Origin of the sequence: [Clostridium] colinum, assembly GCF_940677205.1 — a bacterium.
Taxonomy (GTDB): Bacteria; Bacillota; Clostridia; order Lachnospirales; family CAG-274; genus Tyzzerella; species Tyzzerella colina.
Genome location: NZ_OW712331.1, coordinates 484,722 through 505,362 on the forward strand (window position 1 = coordinate 484,722; position 20,641 = coordinate 505,362).

Annotated in this window: 24 protein-coding genes and 1 tRNA gene; 21 read left to right on the forward strand and 4 right to left on the reverse strand. The window is 24.4% G+C overall.

The features are described 5' to 3' along the window. Positions 1 to 7 precede the first annotated feature (7 nt). The 12 genes from NBW53_RS02420 (at position 8) to NBW53_RS02475 (ending at position 9,749) form a co-directional block, all read left to right on the forward strand. The gene (locus tag NBW53_RS02420; protein ID WP_250278532.1) at positions 8 to 433 is read left to right on the forward strand and encodes a hypothetical protein; all 426 of its coding nucleotides are present in this window, start codon (positions 8 to 10) and stop codon (positions 431 to 433) included. A gap of 16 nt (positions 434 to 449) precedes the next feature. Then, a complete protein-coding gene (locus tag NBW53_RS02425; RefSeq protein WP_250278533.1) occupies positions 450 to 818 on the forward strand; it encodes a flagellar protein FlaG in 369 nt (122 codons plus the stop codon). A 17-nt stretch (positions 819 to 835) separates the two neighbouring features. After that, a complete protein-coding gene (fliS, locus tag NBW53_RS02430) occupies positions 836 to 1,216 on the forward strand; it encodes a flagellar export chaperone FliS (protein WP_250278534.1) in 381 nt (126 codons plus the stop codon). A 265-nt stretch (positions 1,217 to 1,481) separates the two neighbouring features. Then, on the forward strand, positions 1,482 to 2,459 hold the full coding sequence (locus tag NBW53_RS02435) for an NAD-dependent 4,6-dehydratase LegB (protein ID WP_250278535.1): 978 nt from the start codon (positions 1,482 to 1,484) through the stop codon (positions 2,457 to 2,459). Positions 2,460 to 2,483: 24 nt separating this feature from the next. Then, positions 2,484 to 3,623, forward strand: a complete 1,140-nt coding sequence (locus NBW53_RS02440; RefSeq protein WP_250278536.1) for a LegC family aminotransferase — start codon at positions 2,484 to 2,486, stop codon at positions 3,621 to 3,623. A gap of 8 nt (positions 3,624 to 3,631) precedes the next feature. Beyond that, positions 3,632 to 4,663, forward strand: a complete 1,032-nt coding sequence (locus NBW53_RS02445) for a sugar phosphate nucleotidyltransferase (protein ID WP_250278537.1) — start codon at positions 3,632 to 3,634, stop codon at positions 4,661 to 4,663. Positions 4,664 to 4,666: 3 nt separating this feature from the next. Further along, the gene (locus NBW53_RS02450) at positions 4,667 to 5,290 is read left to right on the forward strand and encodes an acetyltransferase (protein ID WP_250278538.1); all 624 of its coding nucleotides are present in this window, start codon (positions 4,667 to 4,669) and stop codon (positions 5,288 to 5,290) included. Positions 5,291 to 5,339: 49 nt separating this feature from the next. Further along, complete coding sequence (gene neuB / locus NBW53_RS02455; RefSeq protein WP_250278539.1) at positions 5,340 to 6,335, forward strand: N-acetylneuraminate synthase; 996 nt, start codon at positions 5,340 to 5,342, stop codon at positions 6,333 to 6,335. Next, the gene (gene neuC, locus NBW53_RS02460; protein WP_250278540.1) at positions 6,335 to 7,495 is read left to right on the forward strand and encodes a UDP-N-acetylglucosamine 2-epimerase; all 1,161 of its coding nucleotides are present in this window, start codon (positions 6,335 to 6,337) and stop codon (positions 7,493 to 7,495) included. The genes neuB and neuC overlap by 1 nt, the downstream gene beginning before the upstream one ends. Positions 7,496 to 7,504: 9 nt before the next feature. Further along, positions 7,505 to 8,218, forward strand: coding sequence for an acylneuraminate cytidylyltransferase family protein (locus tag NBW53_RS02465; RefSeq protein WP_250278541.1), 714 nt, complete (start codon positions 7,505 to 7,507; stop codon positions 8,216 to 8,218). A 381-nt stretch (positions 8,219 to 8,599) separates the two neighbouring features. Then, a complete protein-coding gene (gene yfcE, locus NBW53_RS02470; protein ID WP_250278542.1) occupies positions 8,600 to 9,142 on the forward strand; it encodes a phosphodiesterase in 543 nt (180 codons plus the stop codon). A 13-nt stretch (positions 9,143 to 9,155) separates the two neighbouring features. Next, positions 9,156 to 9,749 (forward strand): HAD-IB family phosphatase, encoded by a 594-nt coding sequence (locus NBW53_RS02475; RefSeq protein ID WP_250278543.1) that lies wholly within the window; start codon positions 9,156 to 9,158, stop codon positions 9,747 to 9,749. A gap of 83 nt (positions 9,750 to 9,832) precedes the next feature. Here the strand turns inward: NBW53_RS02475 and nox are convergent, their stop codons facing one another. Beyond that, positions 9,833 to 11,167: a H2O-forming NADH oxidase gene (nox, locus tag NBW53_RS02480; protein WP_250278544.1), complete on the reverse strand. Its 1,335-nt coding sequence runs from the start codon at positions 11,165 to 11,167 to the stop codon at positions 9,833 to 9,835. A gap of 261 nt (positions 11,168 to 11,428) precedes the next feature. After that, positions 11,429 to 11,501: transfer RNA gene (locus NBW53_RS02485), tRNA-Arg, on the reverse strand. Positions 11,502 to 11,635: 134 nt separating this feature from the next. Here NBW53_RS02485 and NBW53_RS02490 point away from each other — a divergent pair. From NBW53_RS02490 to NBW53_RS02505, 4 genes are all read left to right on the forward strand, one after another. Then, positions 11,636 to 11,920, forward strand: a complete 285-nt coding sequence (locus tag NBW53_RS02490; protein ID WP_250278545.1) for a DUF2508 family protein — start codon at positions 11,636 to 11,638, stop codon at positions 11,918 to 11,920. Positions 11,921 to 11,929: 9 nt separating this feature from the next. Further along, positions 11,930 to 12,175 (forward strand): pro-sigmaK processing inhibitor BofA family protein, encoded by a 246-nt coding sequence (locus tag NBW53_RS02495; protein WP_250278546.1) that lies wholly within the window; start codon positions 11,930 to 11,932, stop codon positions 12,173 to 12,175. A gap of 49 nt (positions 12,176 to 12,224) precedes the next feature. After that, positions 12,225 to 13,253: a rhomboid family intramembrane serine protease gene (locus tag NBW53_RS02500; protein ID WP_250278547.1), complete on the forward strand. Its 1,029-nt coding sequence runs from the start codon at positions 12,225 to 12,227 to the stop codon at positions 13,251 to 13,253. Positions 13,254 to 13,317: 64 nt separating this feature from the next. Further along, positions 13,318 to 13,926, forward strand: coding sequence for a hypothetical protein (locus NBW53_RS02505; protein WP_250278548.1), 609 nt, complete (start codon positions 13,318 to 13,320; stop codon positions 13,924 to 13,926). Positions 13,927 to 13,990: 64 nt separating this feature from the next. Here the strand turns inward: NBW53_RS02505 and NBW53_RS02510 are convergent, their stop codons facing one another. Further along, the gene (locus tag NBW53_RS02510) at positions 13,991 to 14,257 is read right to left on the reverse strand and encodes an AbrB/MazE/SpoVT family DNA-binding domain-containing protein (protein WP_250278549.1); all 267 of its coding nucleotides are present in this window, start codon (positions 14,255 to 14,257) and stop codon (positions 13,991 to 13,993) included. 115 nt (positions 14,258 to 14,372) lie between these two features. After that, positions 14,373 to 15,713: a vWA domain-containing protein gene (locus NBW53_RS02515; RefSeq protein WP_250278550.1), complete on the reverse strand. Its 1,341-nt coding sequence runs from the start codon at positions 15,711 to 15,713 to the stop codon at positions 14,373 to 14,375. A gap of 348 nt (positions 15,714 to 16,061) precedes the next feature. Between NBW53_RS02515 and pflB the strand changes: the two genes are divergently transcribed. The 5 genes from pflB (at position 16,062) to NBW53_RS02540 (ending at position 20,531) form a co-directional block, all read left to right on the forward strand. Further along, a complete protein-coding gene (gene pflB / locus NBW53_RS02520) occupies positions 16,062 to 18,101 on the forward strand; it encodes a formate C-acetyltransferase (protein WP_250278551.1) in 2,040 nt (679 codons plus the stop codon). A gap of 21 nt (positions 18,102 to 18,122) precedes the next feature. After that, the gene (locus tag NBW53_RS02525; RefSeq protein ID WP_250278552.1) at positions 18,123 to 18,326 is read left to right on the forward strand and encodes a hypothetical protein; all 204 of its coding nucleotides are present in this window, start codon (positions 18,123 to 18,125) and stop codon (positions 18,324 to 18,326) included. An 84-nt stretch (positions 18,327 to 18,410) separates the two neighbouring features. After that, positions 18,411 to 18,656 (forward strand): autonomous glycyl radical cofactor GrcA3, encoded by a 246-nt coding sequence (gene grcA3, locus NBW53_RS02530; RefSeq protein WP_250278553.1) that lies wholly within the window; start codon positions 18,411 to 18,413, stop codon positions 18,654 to 18,656. 2 nt (positions 18,657 to 18,658) lie between these two features. Further along, a complete protein-coding gene (gene pflA / locus NBW53_RS02535) occupies positions 18,659 to 19,414 on the forward strand; it encodes a pyruvate formate-lyase-activating protein (protein WP_250278554.1) in 756 nt (251 codons plus the stop codon). 160 nt (positions 19,415 to 19,574) lie between these two features. Then, on the forward strand, positions 19,575 to 20,531 hold the full coding sequence (locus NBW53_RS02540; protein ID WP_250278555.1) for a TDT family transporter: 957 nt from the start codon (positions 19,575 to 19,577) through the stop codon (positions 20,529 to 20,531). Positions 20,532 to 20,641 lie beyond the last annotated feature (110 nt).

Genomic DNA, 20,641 nt, shown 5'->3' on the forward strand with positions numbered 1-20,641 from the left:
GTGATTTATGAATATTGATATTTATATAGAACTATTAAAACAAAAACAAGAAGTTTTAAACAATATTTATAAATATACACAGGGAAAATTATTTGAGGTTTCTGAAGATGAAGTAGATAGAATAATATATTATTTAGATAATAGACAAAAAATGTTTGATAAACTTAATTCTATTCAAGATGATATAAATAAAATAAAATTACAATTTAATAATATAAATAATATGGAAGTTAATAATATTATTAAAACTAATGATTTAATTATTAAAGAAATTACAAAATTAGATAAAGAAAAAAATAAAATAATGGAGTCTATTTTTAATTTGCTAAAAAAAGAAATAAAAAATTTGAAAAATATATCTAAAGTTAATAATAGTTATTTAGGAATATATGAAAATACAATAAAAGGCAATTTATTTGATAGCTCCAGATAAAATGGAGGTTATTAAAATGGAAGTTAATAATAAAATTTATAGCACGTCAAATAATATTACTAATGAAATATCTCATAATATTAAAAATCAAAACAATAACAAAGAACATAATAAAGTTGATAATAAAGAAAATAATAGTTCTTCTGAAAAAAATGGAATTAGCAAAGAAAGATTAGATAAATTAGTAGATGAATTAAATGAAAAATTTAAATTAGTTAATAAAGAATTTTCATATGATATACACGAAAAAACTAATAGAGTTATTGTAAAAATAAAAGATTCTGAAAGCGGAGATGTTATAAGAGAGTTGCCATCTGAAGAAAGCTTAGATTTGGCTGCAAAAATAAAAGAAATGGTAGGATTAATAATAGATAAAAAAAGTTAATTTAAGGAGTGAAAAAAATGTATAATAATCCATATGCAAAAATAAAAGAAAATTCAATAAATACTGCTACACCAGAAGAATTAACATTAATGTTATATAATGGTGCTGTAAAATTTGCAAATCAAGCAATTGTAGCAATAGAAAAAAAGGATTTTTTTGCAGCTAATAAAGCGTTACAAAGAACAAAAGATATAGTTAGAGAATTACAATTAACATTAAATATGGATTATGATATATCTCATGAATTATATGCTGCATATGATTATATGCATAGAAGACTTACACAAGCTAATATGAAAAAAGATATAGATATAGTTAATGAAATATTAGAATATTTAAGATTATTTAGAGATACTTGGAAAGAAGCTATGAAAATAGCTAGAGCTAGTAAAAGTTAATATTAAAAATAAGGATACCTATATTTTAATGGTTTTAAAAATTTAAAAAATCTGTTAAAATATAGGTAATTTATTATATTTTTTATTACATTTAAGTTATAATATTTTTATTTAATTTAAAAATATTATACAATAAAGTATAAAATATTATACTTTAATAATTTATAAATTTTTGATACAATAATTAATAAATAGTATTATATACTTAAATATAAATATTTATATTTTTATTAAAGTATTTTAATTAAAAGGAGAAAAATTATTTATGAAAGCACTTATTACGGGAGCCGATGGTTTTATAGGAAGCCATTTAGTTGAATATTTAATAGAAAAAGGTTATAATATAAAAGCTTTTACTTATTACAATTCCTTTAATAGTTGGGGTTGGCTTGATACTTTATCTAAGGATAAATTAAATGAAATAGAGATTTTTTCTGGAGATATTAGAGATCCTAATGGTGTTAGAGAAGCTGTAAAAGGTATGGATCAAGTATTTCACTTAGCAGCACTTATAGCAATACCGTTTAGTTATCATTCACCAGATTCATATGTGGATACCAATATAAAGGGAACTTTAAATATTTTACAGGCTTGTAGAGATTTTGATATATCAAAAGTTTTAATAACATCAACATCTGAAGTTTATGGAACAGCAAAATATGTACCAATAGATGAAAACCATCCATATCAAGGGCAATCACCATATTCTGCTACAAAAATAGCAGCAGATAGATTAGCAGAAAGTTTTTATAGAAGTTTTGATATGCCAATTTCTATAGTTAGACCATTTAATACTTATGGACCAAGACAATCAGCGAGAGCTATTATACCAACAATTATAACACAACTTTTAGCTGGAAAAGAAGAAATAAAATTGGGAAGCTTATTACCTACAAGAGATTTTAACTACGTAAAGGACACAGTAAAAGGATTTTATGAAATAGCTAAATCTAAAAATACTATTGGGCAAGAAATAAATATTGCATCTAATCAAGAAATATCAATAGGAGAACTTGCAAATGAAATAATAAATCAAATAAATCCTAATGCCAAAATTATATGTGATGAACAAAGATTAAGACCAGAAAAAAGTGAAGTTAACAGATTGTGGGGGGATAATAAAAAAATTAAAGAATTGACAGATTGGGATATGAGTTATACGTTTAAACAAGGTATACAAGAAACTGTACAATGGATAAAGGAAAATATGGATAGGTATAAGATAGATGTTTATAATATATAATTAATCCCTTTAAGGAGGTAAAATATGAATAAATTTATACCATTATCAGTTCCTAATATTAAAGGTAAAGAGATAGAATATGTAATAAAAGCTTTAGAGGCTGAGTGGGTATCGACAGCAGGAAGTTTTATAACAGAATTTGAAAATAATATTATTAAGTATACAAAATGTAAATATGCAGCAGCTTGTCAAAGTGGTACAGCGGGAATACATTTAGCTTTATTAGCACTTGATGTAAAAAAAGATGATGAAGTAATTGTTCCAACACTTACATTTATTGCAGCAGTTAATCCAGTAAAATACATAGGAGCAACACCTATATTTATGGATTGTGATGATAGCCTTTGTTTAGATGTAGAAAAATTAGAAGAGTTTTGTGAAAATGAATGTATATTTAAAGATGGTAAATTAATCAATAAATTAACTAATAAGCATATAAAAGCTATAATAGCAGTTCATATTTTTGGCAATATGTGTAATATGGAAAAAATTATGAAGCTTGCTAAAAAATATAATCTTAAAGTTATAGAGGATGCAACAGAGAGTTTAGGTACATTTTATATAAAAGGAGTTTATAAAGGTAGTTACTCTGGAACAATAGGAGATGTAGGAATATATTCATTTAATGGTAATAAAATAATAACAACTGGTGGGGGAGGTATGGTAGTATCTAATAATTTAAAAATTATTAACAAAATAAAATATTTATCAACACAAGCTAAAGATGATGAAGTATATTTTGTTCATAATGAAATAGGATATAATTATAGAATGACAAATGTACAAGCTGCTATAGGTTTAGGACAATTAGAAAATTTAGAAAAGTTTATTAAAGTAAAACAAGAAAACTATAATTTATATAATAAAAACAGTATAAAATTATTGAAATTTAATGAAAGTTGTAGAGTAAATTATTGGTTTTATTCATATTTAACAGACAAAAGGGACATATTAATTAAAGAATTAGAAAAAAATAAAATACAATCAAGACCTATTTGGAAACTTATTCATACATTAATACCGTATAAAAATTGTCAATGTTATAAAATAGAAAAAGCTAATTATTATTATGATAAAATAGTAAATATTCCTTGTAGTTCTAATTTATCATATGAAGAAGTTTTATATGTTTGTTCTAAAATAAAAGAAATAGAAAATAACTGAGGTGAAATATGGATTTAAGTTATTATATTGTTTCGGAAAATGAAACTATTTTAAATGTCTTAAAAAAGATAGATAAAAATGGTAAAGGAATAGTTTTTATTTGTGAAGATAAAAAGCTTTTAGCAAGTGTAACAGATGGAGATATACGAAGATATATTATAAATAATAAAGATTTAAATAACGTAATAAAAAATATTGGAAACTATACTCCTCATTATGTATATAAAAATTCTAATATAAATTATAAAAAGTATATGGAGGAAAATAGTATTATAAGCTTACCAATTTTAGATGAAAAAAATAATATAATAGATATTGAATTTTTAAATGATAATAATAAAGAATTTAATAAAATAAATGTACCTGTTATAATAATGGCAGGTGGAAAAGGTACAAGATTAAAACCTTATACTAATATTTTACCAAAACCTTTAATACCAATAGGAGAAAAAACAATTACAGAGCATATTATAGATAGTTTTGAAAAATATGGTTGTGAAAAATTTTATATGATTGTAAATTATAAAAAAAATTTTATAAAAACATATTTTTATGAAATAAACAAAAATATAGATTTTATTGATGAAGAAAATTTTCTAGGTACAGGTGGTGGATTGTTTCTTATTAAAGATAAAATAAAAGAAACAACATTTTTAACTAATTGTGATGTATTAATAGATTATGACTATTCTAAAATTTTAGAATATCATAAAAAAAACAATAATATAGTAACAATGATTTGTATAGAAAAAAACCAAAATTTACCTTATGGAGTCATAGATATAGATAAAAAAGGTGATATATTAAAAATAACAGAAAAACCTGAAATATCTTTTATAGTAAACACAGGCATATATATTATAGAACCTGAATTTATGGAATACGTACCTGAAAACACTTTTATTCATATTACAGATATAATAGAAAAATGTATTGAGAAAGGTAAAAAAGCAGGAACTTATATTTTAAATGAAAATTATTGGCTTGATATGGGTCAATTTGATGAAATGAAAAAAATGAAAGAAAGGTTAGAAACATAATATATGGAAAATATTTTGTTAATAGGATTTGGAGGTCATTGTAAAAGTGTTATTGATAGTATAGAAAATAATAAAGAGTATAAAATATATGGTATTTTAGATAAAAAAGAAAAATTGGGACAAGTATATAAAGGATATAAAGTTTTAGGAACAGATGATGATTTAATAAATTTTTACAATAAGGGAATAAGAAATGTATTTATTTGTATTGGATATATGGGAGATTCTAATGTAAGAAATATATTATATAAAAAGGTTAAAGAAATAGGATATAAAATACCTAATATAATAGATAATTCAGCTATTTTATCTAATAATATTAAATTAGGTGAAGGGATATTTATTGGTAAAAGAGCAGTTATAGGTGCAGATTGTAAAATTTGTAATATGGCTATAATAAATACTGGGGCGATAATAGAGCATGAAAGTATTGTTGGAGAATTTTCACATGTATCTATTGGTACAATATTATGCGGAAATATAAAAGTAGATGATAATGTATTTATAGGGGCAGGGACTACTATAAAGCAACAATTGACAATAGGTAGAAATAGTATTATAGGAGCTAGTAGCTTAGTTATAGGAAATGTTATAGAAAATAGTAAATTGTATGGTAAAGTAAAATAGTTACTAATTTTATATTGTAGTAGATTAAATTTAAAGAAAGGATAATTTTATGAGTGTATTTATAATTGCAGAAATAGGTGTAAATCATAATGGAAATTTAGATATTGCAGAAAAAATGATTTTAGAAGCAAAAAAAGCAGGTGTTGATGCAGTAAAGTTTCAATCATTTAAAGCTGATTTACTTGTATCTAAAGATGCAAAAAAAGCAGAATACCAAATAAAAAATACTAAAAATGATGATACTCAATATAGTATGATAAAAAAGTTAGAGTTATCTAAAGAAGACCATATTTATTTAAAAAAAATATGTGATAAAGAAAATATAAAGTTTTTATCATCACCATTTGATATAGAAAGTATTGATTTATTAAAAACATTAGGAGTAGATATTATCAAGATACCTTCTGGAGAAATAACTAATTTAATATATTTAGAAAAGATAGCTAAAGTTTATAAAAATATAATTTTATCTACGGGAATGAGTGATTTAAAAGAAATAAAAGAGGCTATAAATATACTTAATAAAAATGAAAGGAAAAATATAACAGTTTTACATTGTAATACAGAATATCCAACACCTATGGAAGATGTAAATTTATTAGCAATAAAAACAATGGAAAAAGAATTAAATTTACCAATTGGATATTCTGATCATACAGACGGTATAGAAGTAGCTATAGCAGCAGTAACACTAGGAGCAACTATAATAGAAAAACACTTTACATTAGATAAAAATTTTGAAGGTCCAGACCATAAGGCAAGTTTAGAGCCAGATGAATTAAGACAAATGGTAAATAGTATTAGAAATATTGAAAAAGCTATGGGGACAGGTATAAAAGCTCCATCTAAATCTGAACAAAAAAATATTACTATAGCAAGAAAAAGTATTGTAGCAAAATGTAATATATGTAAAGGAGAAAAATTTACACAAGAAAATATGGCTATAAAAAGACCAGGTGATGGCTTATCTCCTATGAAATGGTACGAAGTTTTAGGAAAAACTGCAAAAAGAGATTTTGTTACAGATGAAAGGATTGAACTGTAATGAAAAAAGTATGTATTGTAACTGGTTCAAGGGCTGAATATGGTTTATTAAAGCCAATAATGGAAGAAATAAAAAATGATAAAGACCTTAAATTACAATTAGTAGCAACAGGAGCACATTTATCAAGTGAATTTGGGCTTACATATAAAAATATAGAAAGAGATGGATTTTTTATAGATGAAAAAGTTGAAATGCTTTTAAGTTCGGATACTAAAATAGGAATAAATAAATCTATTGGGCTTGCTATTATAAGTTTTGGTGAAGTATTTCAAAGACTAAATCCAGATATAGTTGTTATATTAGGTGATAGATATGAAATTTTAGCTGTGTCTATAGCTGCTATGATTAATAATATAAAATTAGCTCACTTACATGGTGGAGAAATAACAGAAGGTGCTATTGATGATACTATAAGACACTGTATAACAAAAATGAGTCATATACATTTTACTAGTACTGAAGAATATAGAAGAAGGGTTATACAATTAGGTGAGATACCAGAATATGTATTTAATGTAGGAGCTATAGGTACAGAAAATGTAAAAAAATTAAAACTTTTAAGTAAAGAAGAATTAGAAGAAAGTATTAATTTTAATATTAAAAAAAATACAATTGTTGTAACATTTCATCCAGTTACATTAGAAAGTATATCTTCTAAGGAGCAATTTAAAAGTATTTTAGACGCTATTAATAGGATAGAAAATATTAATGTTATTTTTACTAAAGCAAATGCAGATACAGATGGAAGAATTATTAATGATATGATAGATGAATATGTTGATAAAAATAAAAATGCAATAGCTTTTGACACAATGGGGCAAATAAAATACTTTAGTGCAATAAAGTATGTAGATGCAGTTGTAGGAAATTCATCTAGTGGCATAATAGAAGTACCATCATTTGGTATACCAACAGTAAATATTGGTATTAGACAGAAAGGTAGAATTACTTGTGACAGTGTTATTAATTGTAAAGTTGAAGTTAGTGAAATAAAAAAAGCAATAGAAAAAGCTTTAAGTCATGAATTTAGAAATGAAATTAAAAATTGCAAAAATCCATATGAAAAGAATGATACTTGTAAAAATATAGTATTTTTAATAAAACAATTTTTAAATAAAAATGTTGATTGTAGTAAAAAGTTTTATAATATTAATTTTTAAGGTGAAAAAATGATAGATAATAAAAAAGTTTTAGCTTTTATACCAGCAAGGGCAGGAAGTAAAGGAATAAAAAATAAAAATATAATAGATTTAGCAGGAAATCCATTAATATCATATACTATAAATGCAGCTAAAAAAAGTAACTATGTAGATAAAATTTTAGTAAGTACAGATGGAGAAGATATTGCTAAAATATCAAAACAATATGGTGCAGAAGTTCCATTTTTTAGACCTAAAAATTTAGCCGAAGATAACTCTAATGTTATAACATCTATAGTATATACTTTAAAAAGATTAAAAGATGTTGGAGAAACTTATGATATAATTATTTTACTTCAACCTACATCACCATTTAGAACACACCAACATATAGATGAAGCATTAGAAATGCTTATAAATAATAATTTACCAAGTATTTTATCTATTACAGAAACAGATAAAAATCCTACATTAATAAGAAGTATAAGTAATGATAATAAAATAACTCCATTAATAGAAAGTGATATAAGTTTAAGACAGGAAATGGAAAAATATTATATTTTAAATGGAGCTATATATATAAATTATACTAATGATATAAATAATGATAGATATTTAAAAGACAATAAGTATGGTTATATAATGGACAAATATCATTCTTTAGATATAGATAACCCTATAGATTTAGAAATAGCTAAATTTTATATTGAAAATAAAGTAATAAATTTACCAAAAACTTTATAAAATGGTTAGCAATATTATATAATAAAATTTTTTAATTGGTATAAGTAACTTTATACTAAGGTTATTATATGACATATAAAAGCCTATAAAACAAATAAGCATTATTATTAAAAAACTAGTACAAAATAAAATCATAATTTTAGTAGGGCAAGATAGGAGAGCACAAATAATAAAAGAAGATAAAAAACAAATGCAACTAATAAAAAGCCCTATAAAAAATTTTATATGTAAACTCATAAAAATAACCTCCTAATAAGTAATAATTTGTAATTTATAGTAATATAATAGCATAAAATCACAAAAAAATCAAACATTTGTTCGAAAATAATTTAAATTTATTAATTTTTATTATTATATTAAAAATGAAAGAAGGAATATAAATTGAAAATATTATTTGCATCAGATTTACACGGTTCAAAGTTTTATTGTAATGTTTTAAAAAATATTATATGTAAAGAAAAGCCAGATAAAATAGTTTTATTAGGGGATATATTATATCACGGTCCAAGAAATCCTTTACCTAAACATTATAACCCACAAGAAGTATTTAAAACATTAAACACATTTAAAGAAAAAATTATATGTGTTAGAGGAAATTGTGATTCGGAAGTAGACCAAATGGTTTTAGAGTTTCCTATTATTTCAGATTATAATATAATAAATGTAGATGGAATAAATTTATTTTTAACACATGGACATATATATAATAAAGATAATATGCCTAATATAGGAGATAACGATATATTAATACATGGACATACACATATTAATATAATAGAAAAACTTGAAAAAGGTTTATACATAAATCCAGGGTCTATATCTATGCCAAAAGAAAATCAAGAAAATAGTTATATGATTTATGAAGATAAAAAATTTATTATAAAAAATATAGAAGGAAAAGAACTAAAATCTATACAGATTTAGTTTTAGTAATGTTATGGAAGTAAATGTTTACGATTTTGATAAAACAATATTTAATGGAGATAGTACACAAAAATTTTACTTATATTTATTAAAGAGACAACCTCAAATAGTAATATATTTGCCTAAACAATTTATTTACTTTATACCATTTTCTTTAGGAATTATGGAAAAAACAAAATTTAAAGAAAAATTTTATAGTTGTTTTAAAATAGTTAAGAACATTGATAGAGAAGTAGAAAAATTTTGGGATATAAATATAAAAAATATAAAAAGTTGGTATTATGATAAACAAGAAAAAACAGATATTATAATATCGGCTTCTCCAGAATTTTTGTTAGCTCCTATATGTAAAAAGATAGGAATAGAACATTTAATAGCATCTAAAGTAGATAAAAAAACAGGTAAATATACAGGGCTTAATTGTTATGGTGAAGAAAAGGTAGTAAGGCTTAATAAAGAAAGACCTAATACAATAATAAGAGAGTTTTATTCAGATTCTTTTTCAGACGAGCCTTTAGCAGAGCTTGCTAAAAAAAGTTACATAGTAGATAAAGAAAATTTATATCCTTGGTGGGAATATAAAAACAATAGAAAAAAACTTAAATAATAAAAATTTATTATATTTTTTAAAATATTTATTTAAAAATAAAGGCTAAAGATTATCTTTAGCCTTTATTAGTTTATTATATATTATTTAGCTGTTAATGCAGCCATAGTAATATAGTTGTAAGGTTGGTTAAAGTGTGGTAAGAAAAAAATATCTAATAATTTTAATTTATCAATAGTTACTCCTTCTTGTATAGCTAAAGAGAACATATGGATACCCATAGATATATCTTCTCTAGAAGCCATTTGAGCACCTAAAATTACTCTTGTATTTTTATCATAAACTATTCTTAATTTAACTTTTTCATTGTTATGTTCTATAAATGCAGGTTTTTGTAAATCTTCAAATTCAGTTGTGATAGCATCAAATCCATTTGCTTTAGCTTTTTCTAATGTAAGACCAGTAGATACCATATTAAGACCCCAAATGCTTATACCATTAGACCCTTGAACACCAATGCTTTGAATATCTGTACCACAAGCATTATGGGCTGCTACAACACCAGAACGTACAGCATTTGTAGCAAGAGCTATATAGTTTGTATCTTTGATAGAGTTATCATAAACAGTAGCACAATCTCCAATAGCATAAACATCTTTTATGCTAGTTTCTTGTCTTTTGTTAACAACATATGCACCATTTTTAAATAATTGTAAATCATCTTTACCAAGTTCATTGTTTGGTCTAAACCCAATACAGAGAATAACCATATCTGTTTTATATTCATTTTTATCTGTAACGATACCTTCTACTTTGTCTTTACCTACTATTTTTTTAACCATTTCATCAAATACAACTTGTACGCCATTTTGTTTTAAATTTTCTGTCATCATATCTGTAAAGTCTTGGTCATAGTATCCAGAAAGACAAGTGCTTGCACAATCAATTAAAGTTATATCTCTACCATTTCTTTTAAATGCTTCAGCAAGCTCAACACCAATATAACCAGCACCAACAACTGTAACGTGTTTTATGCTATCGTCTTTTAATTTTTCTATAACTTCAGCAGCATTTTGATATAATTTAACAAATTGCACATTATTAAGTTCCATACCTTCAATTTTTGGAGTGATAGGTAAAGACCCAGTAGCTAAAATAATTTTATCATAAGTTTCTTCTATTTTATTTCCATTTTTGTCTGTTGCACAAACCTTTTTATTAGCATAATCTATACAGTCAACTTTTGTTTCCATATAGATTTTAGCGCCTTTGCCAGTTAATATTTCTTTGTTAGAGTAAAATAAACCTTCTGGACCAGCTATTTGTTTACCAATCCAAAGAGCCATACCACAACCTAAAAAGCTTATATTACTATTAGCATCAAATACTACAACTTCTTTGTCTTTATAATTATCAAGTATTGTATTTATACAAGCAGTACCAGCGTGGTTAGCACCAACAACAATAATTTTTTCCATATTAATATTCCTCCAAATAATAATTAATTATATGTATATTTATATTATACTATATTACAAGGAATTATTCAACAATAAGAATTAAATAAAAATAAACGATTTTTAATAATTATTATTGTTAAATTTTTATTTAATAATTTATATTAAAAATATACAAAAATAATTTAATATATTATAGATACATAAATTATTTTATAAATAAATACAATAATATGGTTATTTTTAACATAATTTATAGTTTAAATATTTATTTGATAAAGATGCACTCTATGGGAATCGAACCCATATCTTTTGGTCCGGAGCCAAAAGCTCTATCCTTTTAAGCTAAGAGTGCATATAAATTATTTTAAACAATTGTTATTATTTAGTCAACTAATTGTTATTTTTTAGAATAAATAAGTAAAAATTTGACTATATTAATACTAAAGTCATAGATAAGTTTTATTAGATAGTTTATGGAGGGTACAAATGGAAAATTTATTATTGTTAAAAAAAGGAAAAAATTTATTAAAATCTACAAATTCTTTAGATAGTGAAGCAACAGAGATTATATATTTTTTAGAAGATACTAAAGTTAAATTACAGTATGCAGAGCTATGTTTAAACTTTGCTAATGATGATACGTTAATAGATAGTATAATATATGAAATAATGTCTTTGCAAAAAAAATATGATTATTTTTTAAAACTTAGTAAAGAAAAAGGGATAGTAATAAACTTTCCACAAATATTACAAAAATTTCCAGCATCATAGGAGGGTGGTATGACATCTAATGCAATTATTTATATGATGATAGGCATACTTGTTTTAGTGTTAATCTTATATAATAAGTATGCTATAAATATTTTATTTAATTTTTTATTGGGTGTATTATTTATTTATATATTTAATATACTACTAAAATCTAATGGATTACATTTAAATATAAATATTTTTACAGGCATTTTTGCTGGTATTTTAGGTATACCAGGTATAATTTGCCTTTACATATTACAAATATTGTTATAAAATACAAACATAGAAAATTTTACATTTTAATATTTAAGAGGAAACAATAATGAATTTAAAATTTTTGTCAAACTTTAATGACTGTCTGTTAAATAATGACTTTTTTAAAATAGAAAATATTATTTTTAATAAAGATATTTATTTTAAAACTATAGGAACTAATGGATATTTAATTGTACCTATATCAAATGATGAAAATTATAAAGAATGTTTTAATACTGTAGAAGAATATAGTAAAATTATTTTAAAAAATTATAATTTATCAAAAATATTTATTATAAAAATATTAATAGGAGAAAATTTTTCAAAACAAGATATTAATTTTTTAGACTATGAGTTAAACTTAGATAATAAAATTATAAGCATATTATGGGGCGTAGATTTATTAAATAAAAAAATGATAAAAAAATCAAACCAACCAACTAAATTTTTAGATATAGAAAAATATATTAATAGCTCTTTAAAAAATGATTTTAAAGGGATAAAATTAAAAAAAAATAACTATGTTATATCTAAAAATAGCTATCTTACATACGCAACTATTTTTATTATTATGCTATCATATATGCTTACAAATATGTCAATTGATAAAGATGCTATTATATATAGTTACGGAATATCACCGAATTTATTTAAAAATAGGGAGTTTTATAGGCTTATAACATTTTTGTTTTTACATTCTGGAATAATGCATCTTTTATCAAATCTTTTAAGCTTATATATATTTGGTACAAGAATAGAAAAATATTTAGGTAAGAAAGCCTTTTTGTTAATATTTTTTATAGGTGGAATATCTAGTGGAATATTTAGTATTATATTTACAAAAACTTATTCTATAGGTGCTAGTGGTGCTATATTTGCATTAGAAAGTGCAACTTTATACTTTTCTATAAAAGAAAAAATAAAGTTAGATGGATTAGATTATTATACAATAGGTATATTTTGTGTTATAGGTATATTAGCAAGTTTTAGTAGCGTTAATATCGATAATGCAGGGCATATAGGTGGATTTATAATGGGATTTATTGTATGCTTTATATACTATAATACAACATATAAAAAAATTATAAATAAGTAATATTTTATTAATAGTATAAATATCATTTATTATGTAAATATTTTAACATAGTAGGTGATAAATTATGAATAGAGATATATTTAATGTTTTATGTAATTTAAAAAGGGTAAAATATTTAAATGAAGATGAAAAAAACATATATATGTCTTTTTATAAATTTTTTATTAATAATTATAAAAAGTTTGAAAACTTTAATGATTTAATAAATGTTTATTTATTTTATAATCAAAAAGATAGAGTAGATGAAATAGTAAAGTTTTTTAATAATTTTTTAGATATAGATATAGAGCTAGATGAAAAAATTATATTAAATGAAATAAATAGATGTAATTATATAAAAAATTATAAATCAAGTAAGTGTTTTTCTAATAATAAAATAGTAGATTTCAATAATTATAAAAAAAGTTATTTAAAAAATAAAGAAAATTATAAAAATGGAATTTTTTTAGTATATACAAAGTGGTTTGATAATTATTTGATAATGAACAATATATATACTAATAAAAAAATTAAGTTATATGTACCTAATGATATATTAAAATATATAATGATTAACGACATATTAAGCTTAGAATTAATAAAAGATGAAAAATCATTTTGGAGAATATTAAATATATTAGATTTTTATCCTAATTGGTTAGAAATTAATACATATATTAAAAATAGGTTATAAAATAACCTATTTTTAATATAATATTTATCTTTATAGCATAACTAATAATCAAGTAGTAAATTTATTATATATTATAACCATTTTTTTTAGCGATTTCAATTAAATTTTTGAGAGACTGTATGGAAACTTTTTTACCTTCATATTCAATTAAATCTTTTGCATCGCCATTAAAAATATCTGTAGATTCACATTTTTTTAAAATTATAAAGTCATCTTTAATAAAAATTTCTAAACCATCTCTATAACGTAAGTTAAATTTGTTTCTAAGTTCTTTAGGTAAAACTATTCTTCCTAGTTCATCTATGTGTCTAACTATTCCAGTTGATTTCATTTTATCACCTCTTAAGTATTATAAAAGTTATTTTACATAAAACGACAAAAATCTACATAAAATAACATTTTTTTACATATGATAACATTATTTATAATTATTGTCAATAAAAAAATTAACAAATAGGATTATCATCAATATAGTTACCAATAACTCTTATTGCAAATTTTCGTTCTTTACATATAAGGTTGTCTTCTTCAGGTAAAACAAATTTTATATTTGTAAGTCTTATATCTTCGCATGCATTACTATTATGGATTGGTACAGAAATTATTTTCATAGCTTTTTTATTTTCTGTATTATTATCATCTATTTCATTTACAGTAATTGCTAGAGCGACTTTTTTATTGGGACAAACATTTTTAATAGTAAGACTTAATTCTAATATACGTCCTAAATGGTCTAAAGCATAATCTCCTAAATCATACTCTAAATAATTTTCACAATTTTCAAAAACTATATTTTTTGGTTCTGGACAAGGGTCTACAATAACTGTTTTTGTACAATCGATTGTAATTTCTGGATTTCCAAAATTAGCTATATTACCTTCATTATCTTGATATTGTATAGACTCATTTACATTAAAAATACCAGATGAATCTCCTATATATTTTACTTTAAAGCTTAAAGAGGCACCTTCATTAGATGTTTTACCAAGCTCATTAATTGTCCATTTTAATGTAGTATTATTTATTAAACTTGCATTTCCTATATTAGGTGTAAGAATTTCTACTATATTAAAATTAGAATTTAATACTTCATCTATAACAATATTTGTTGCACCAACTTTAGATATATTTGCAGCAAGTGTTTTAAATATTTCTTCTAGATCATCAGGAGTAGGGGCTATATAAACATGTGTGTTATCTGGGTCAGTGGCCCAATCATTTAATGTAGTTATATCTATACCACCAGAACCATTAAGACCTATACAATAAATAGTTATACCTAAGCTTCTTGCAAGGGCGGCATCTATCGAAGGATTTGGCCCAACAGTTGTTTTTCCATCTGTAAACATTACTATAACTTTAGCATTATTTGATGAAGGGTCAAATAATTCCATTGCTTTTTTAAATGCACTAGAATGATTTGTATTTCCTCCAGCTACTAAATCATCTATAGCTGTTTTTAAAGTAGATACATCTGTTGAAAGAGGAACATCTTTTGTTGCATCAGTAGAAAAACTTACAATACCAATTCTACTACCACTACCTATATTACCATCTGGAGTACCATCTGTAGCTTCTTCAATAATGTCAATAAAAGTTTTAGCACCAATCTTAACTTCTTCTAGCGGTAAACCAGTCATACTACCAGATCTATCTAAAACAAGAGCTATGTCTGTTGGATTACTTTGTATATCTGGTGAGGCTGAAAGGGCAAGTGTTACAAAAAATGTTTCGTTACATAAAATATTATCTTTATCTATTAATTTGTTTGAAAGATTTAAACCCATAAAAATTCTCCTTTTAAGTTATAAATTAAGGACATTGGTTGTCCTAATAATAATATATTAAATATAATTAATTTGGTTACAAAATATTTAAGATATTATATTTTAATTAAACTTATTTAGTTTAAATATAGGACTTATAAGCTATAACATATAGTATTAAAAATATTGTTAAATATGCTAAAAAATCATAAAAAAATAAGTAAAAAAATTTAACTAAATTAATTAATAAGCATCTTGATTTATATAGAAATATATTATATAATGTTAAATGAAAAGGAAAGTATATTAATTTAATATACTTTAAATTAATTTTAACTTTAATATTGTTATTTTAGGGGTGAATGATTAATGAACACTGAATGGAAAGATTTTGTTGGTGGTAGCTGGCAAAAAGAAATTAATGTAAGAGACTTTATACAAAAAAATTACACACCATATGAAGGAGACGATAGCTTTTTAGCAGGTCCTACTAAAAATACAACAGAACTTTGGGCTCAAGTTATGGAGCTTACTAAACAAGAACGTGAAGTTGGCGGTGTTTTAGATATGGATACAAAAGTTGTATCTACAATAACATCTCACAGCGCAGGTTATTTAGACAAAGATAAAGAAACTATTGTAGGTTTCCAAACAGAAAAACCTTTTAAACGTTCTTTACAACCTTATGGTGGTATAAGAATGGCAGAAAGCTCTTGTGCAGCATATGGATATACAGTAGACCCAGAAATTAGCGAGTTTTTCACTACTCATAGAAAAACTCATAATGCAGGAGTTTTTGATGCTTATACAGATGAAATGAAAGCTTGCCGTTCAAGCAAAATAATAACTGGTTTACCAGATGCTTATGGACGTGGCCGTATAATAGGTGATTATAGAAGAGTTGCTTTATATGGTGTTGATAGACTTATAGAAGATAAATTAGAACAAAAACGTTCTACAGGTGATATAATGACTTCTGACATTATTCGTGATAGAGAAGAATTATCAGAACAAATTAGAGCACTTGGAGAGCTTAAAAAATTAGGTGAAATATATGGTTTTGATATTTCAAGACCAGCAAATGATGTTAAAGAAGCTATACAATGGATGTATCTTGGCTATTTAGCAGCTATTAAAGAACAAAATGGTGCTGCTATGTCTCTTGGTCGTACATCTACGTTTATTGATATATATGCAGAAAGAGATTTAAAAGAGGGTAGATATACTGAAGAGCAAATTCAAGAATTTGTTGACCACTTTATTATGAAATTAAGACTTGTAAAATTTGCTCGTACACCAGAATATAATCAATTATTCTCAGGAGACCCTACTTGGGTAACAGAATCTATCGCAGGTGTTGGTATAGATGGTAGACCACTTGTTACAAAAATGTCTTTTAGATATTTACACACTCTTAATAACTTAGGAACTGCTCCAGAGCCAAACTTAACTGTTCTTTGGTCTGTAAAATTACCAGAAGGCTTTAAAAGATTCTGTGCAAAAACTTCTATTACATCATCTTCTATTCAATATGAAAATGATGATATTATGAGAGTTACACACGGTGATGATTATGCTATTGCTTGTTGTGTATCATCTATGAAAGTTGGTAAAGAGATGCAATTTTTTGGAGCTCGTGCCAACCTTGCTAAATGTTTACTTTATGCTATCAACGGTGGTGTTGATGAAGTTAAAAAAGTACAAATTGGTCCAAAATTTAGACCTATTACAGATGAATATTTAACATATGATGAAGTTATGCCAAGATATAAAGATATGATGAAATGGCTTGCAGGTGTTTATGTAAACACATTAAATGTTATACATTATATGCATGATAAATATTGTTATGAAAGACTTCAAATGGCTTTACATGATAGACATGTTACTCGTTGGTTTGCAACAGGTATAGCTGGTCTTTCTGTTGTTGCAGATTCATTATCGGCTATTAAATATGCTAAAGTTAAAGCTATTAGAGATGAAAATGGAATTGCTGTAGATTATGAAGTTGAAGGTGATTTCCCTAAATATGGTAACAATGATGATAGAGTAGATAGTATAGCAGTTGAGCTTGTTCATACATTTATGGAATATATAAGAATGAATCAAACTTATAGAAATGGTATACCTACTACATCTATATTAACTATTACTTCAAACGTTGTTTATGGTAAAGCTACTGGGTCTACACCTTGTGGTAGAAAAGCAGGTGAGCCTTTTGCTCCTGGTGCTAATCCAATGCACGGTCGTGATAATCACGGAGCTGTTGCAAGTTTAGCTTCTGTTGCAAAATTACCATTTATGGACGCACAAGATGGTATATCTAATACATTTTCTATAATACCTGGTGCTCTTGGTAAAGAAGATCAAGTGTTTGTAGGAGATTTAGAAGTAGAGCTTGATAAATAATTAGCCTAAGAAGGTGATATTTTGAATAATGATAAAAGAATAGATGATATAATTTCTATGCTTGATGGGTTTACTAGCGAAAATGTTGGGCATATTAATATTGAAGTAAATGATGATAATGTTACTTCTAAAAAAGTTGATATGGCTAATAGTCTAGATTGTTCATCAGGTAATATGGCTTGTAAAGTGCCTACTCTTTTTGAAGGAATTGATGATAATAATTAATTAATAATTTTATCATATATAGTTTTGGCCCAATATGGGCTAAAACAAATAAAAATAATATATAAATAATAGGAGGAATTTATTATGACAAATATAAACAACCAACAAGTAGATAATTTAGTAGCAATGTTAGATGGATATGCAGAACAAGGTGGACATCACCTTAATGTAAACGTATTTACAAAAGAAACATTATTAGATGCACAAGCACATCCAGAAAAATATCCACAATTAACAATTCGTGTATCTGGTTATGCAGTAAACTTTAATAAACTTACTAAAGAACAACAAGATGATGTAATTAACAGAACATTCCATAAAGCAATGTAATTATGGAGGGCTATATTCATTCTACAGAAAGTTTTGGTACAGTAGATGGTCCTGGTGTAAGATTTGTTGTTTTTACACAAGGTTGTCCACTACGTTGCCTATATTGTCATAACCCAGATACGTGGGAAGTTGGCAAAGGTAAAAAAATGACGTCAGAAGAAATATTAGCTCTGTATGATTTAACAAAAAGTTATTATAAAGATGGAGGGCTTACCGTTACAGGCGGTGAGCCCCTTCTACAGATAGACTTTATAACAGAACTTTTTGAAAAAGCTAAAGCTAAAAATATTCATACTTGTTTAGATACTTCTGGAATTATTTTTGACCAAGATAATAAAAAAATAATAGATAAAATGGAAAAATTATTATCTTTTACAGATTTAATTCTCTTGGATATAAAGCATATAGATAATGAACAACATAAGAAATTATGTTCTGTTCCTAATACTCATATTTTAGAGTTTGCTAAATATTTAAGTGATAAACAACAACCTGTTTGGATTAGACATGTTGTTGTAGATGGATATACTTTTAATGAAGAATATTTATATAAATTAGGACTTTTTATAGGTGAACTAAAAAATGTTAAAGCACTAGATGTTTTACCTTATCATGAGATGGGTGAGGTTAAATATAAAAACCTTGGTATAGAATATCCTTTAAAAGATATGCCAGCTCTTAAAAAAGAAGATGCAATAAAAGCAAGAGAAATTATTATAAAAGGTATTAAAGACAAAAGAAATGCACTAAAAAGTTAGTATAATATTAATAAAAACTAATATACTTTTTGTATATTAGTTTTTATTAATATTAATTGATTTATTTATAGTTTTAAATTATAAATTTGTTTTTACTTTGATTAAAAAATGGGCTTTTTAATAATAATATAAAATATGTTTAACATATTTAAGAAAGGTTTTGATTAAAATTAGAAGAATAATTGATAAAACAAAACATATACCATTACCAGTAGTACCATGTATGTTGGGGGCGTGTACATTATCTAATGTGTATAATGGGTTGGGATTTAGCTTTATAAGACATTTAACTGTATTTTTTGCTATTTTAGTAGTGCTATCATATATAACAAAAATAATTATGCATCCAACAGTAATAAAAGAAGAGTATAAAAACCCTGTTACATGTAGTTTATATCCTGGAATATGTATGGTATCTATGGTTATAGGCTCATATTTTTATGACTATTCTACTTTTTTGGGTAAAACTATATGGATTATAGCAATTGTTTTTCATAGTATACACATTTTTTTATTTACTTATTTACATTTTATAAAATCAAGAGATATAAATACATTTTTGCCAACTTGGTTTGTTACCTATAATGGAATAATGGTTAGTAGTGTAGTTGGTGATAATATGCAAGCTGATAAATTTTTAACATTTATTGTTTATTATGGTATTTTAATATATTTTTTAATATTACCTGTTATGGTTTGGCGTTTATTAAAATTTGAAATAAAAGATACTATGCAACATGGTACAGCAATATTATTAGGGCCTTGTAGTCTTTGTATAGTTTCATATATTAATATAATAAAAAATCTTAATATAGTTTTAGTATGGATATTATATATTTGTGTCTTATTATCATTACTTTATGTATTAGTTAGGTTGCCTAAGTTTTTTTCTTATGCATTTACGCCAGCTTTTGCAGGACTTACTTTCCCAATGGCAATAGGAACAGTAGCTACTCAGAAAATGGTATTTTATTTAAATAATACTGGATATGAAAGTATAGCCAGTATATTTAAACAGTTAGAAGGCATACAAATATATATTACAACAGCTATAATAGGATTTGTACTTTTTAATTTTGTAAGATTATTAAGATTACATTTTGTTAAAGAATTATAAAAATTAATTTATAGAATAAAATTTTGTAATTTAAAAAAATTTACTCTAAAATATTGACTTTTTTGGTATTTAATGATAAAATTTATAAATGTGTTTATGTATTATTAACT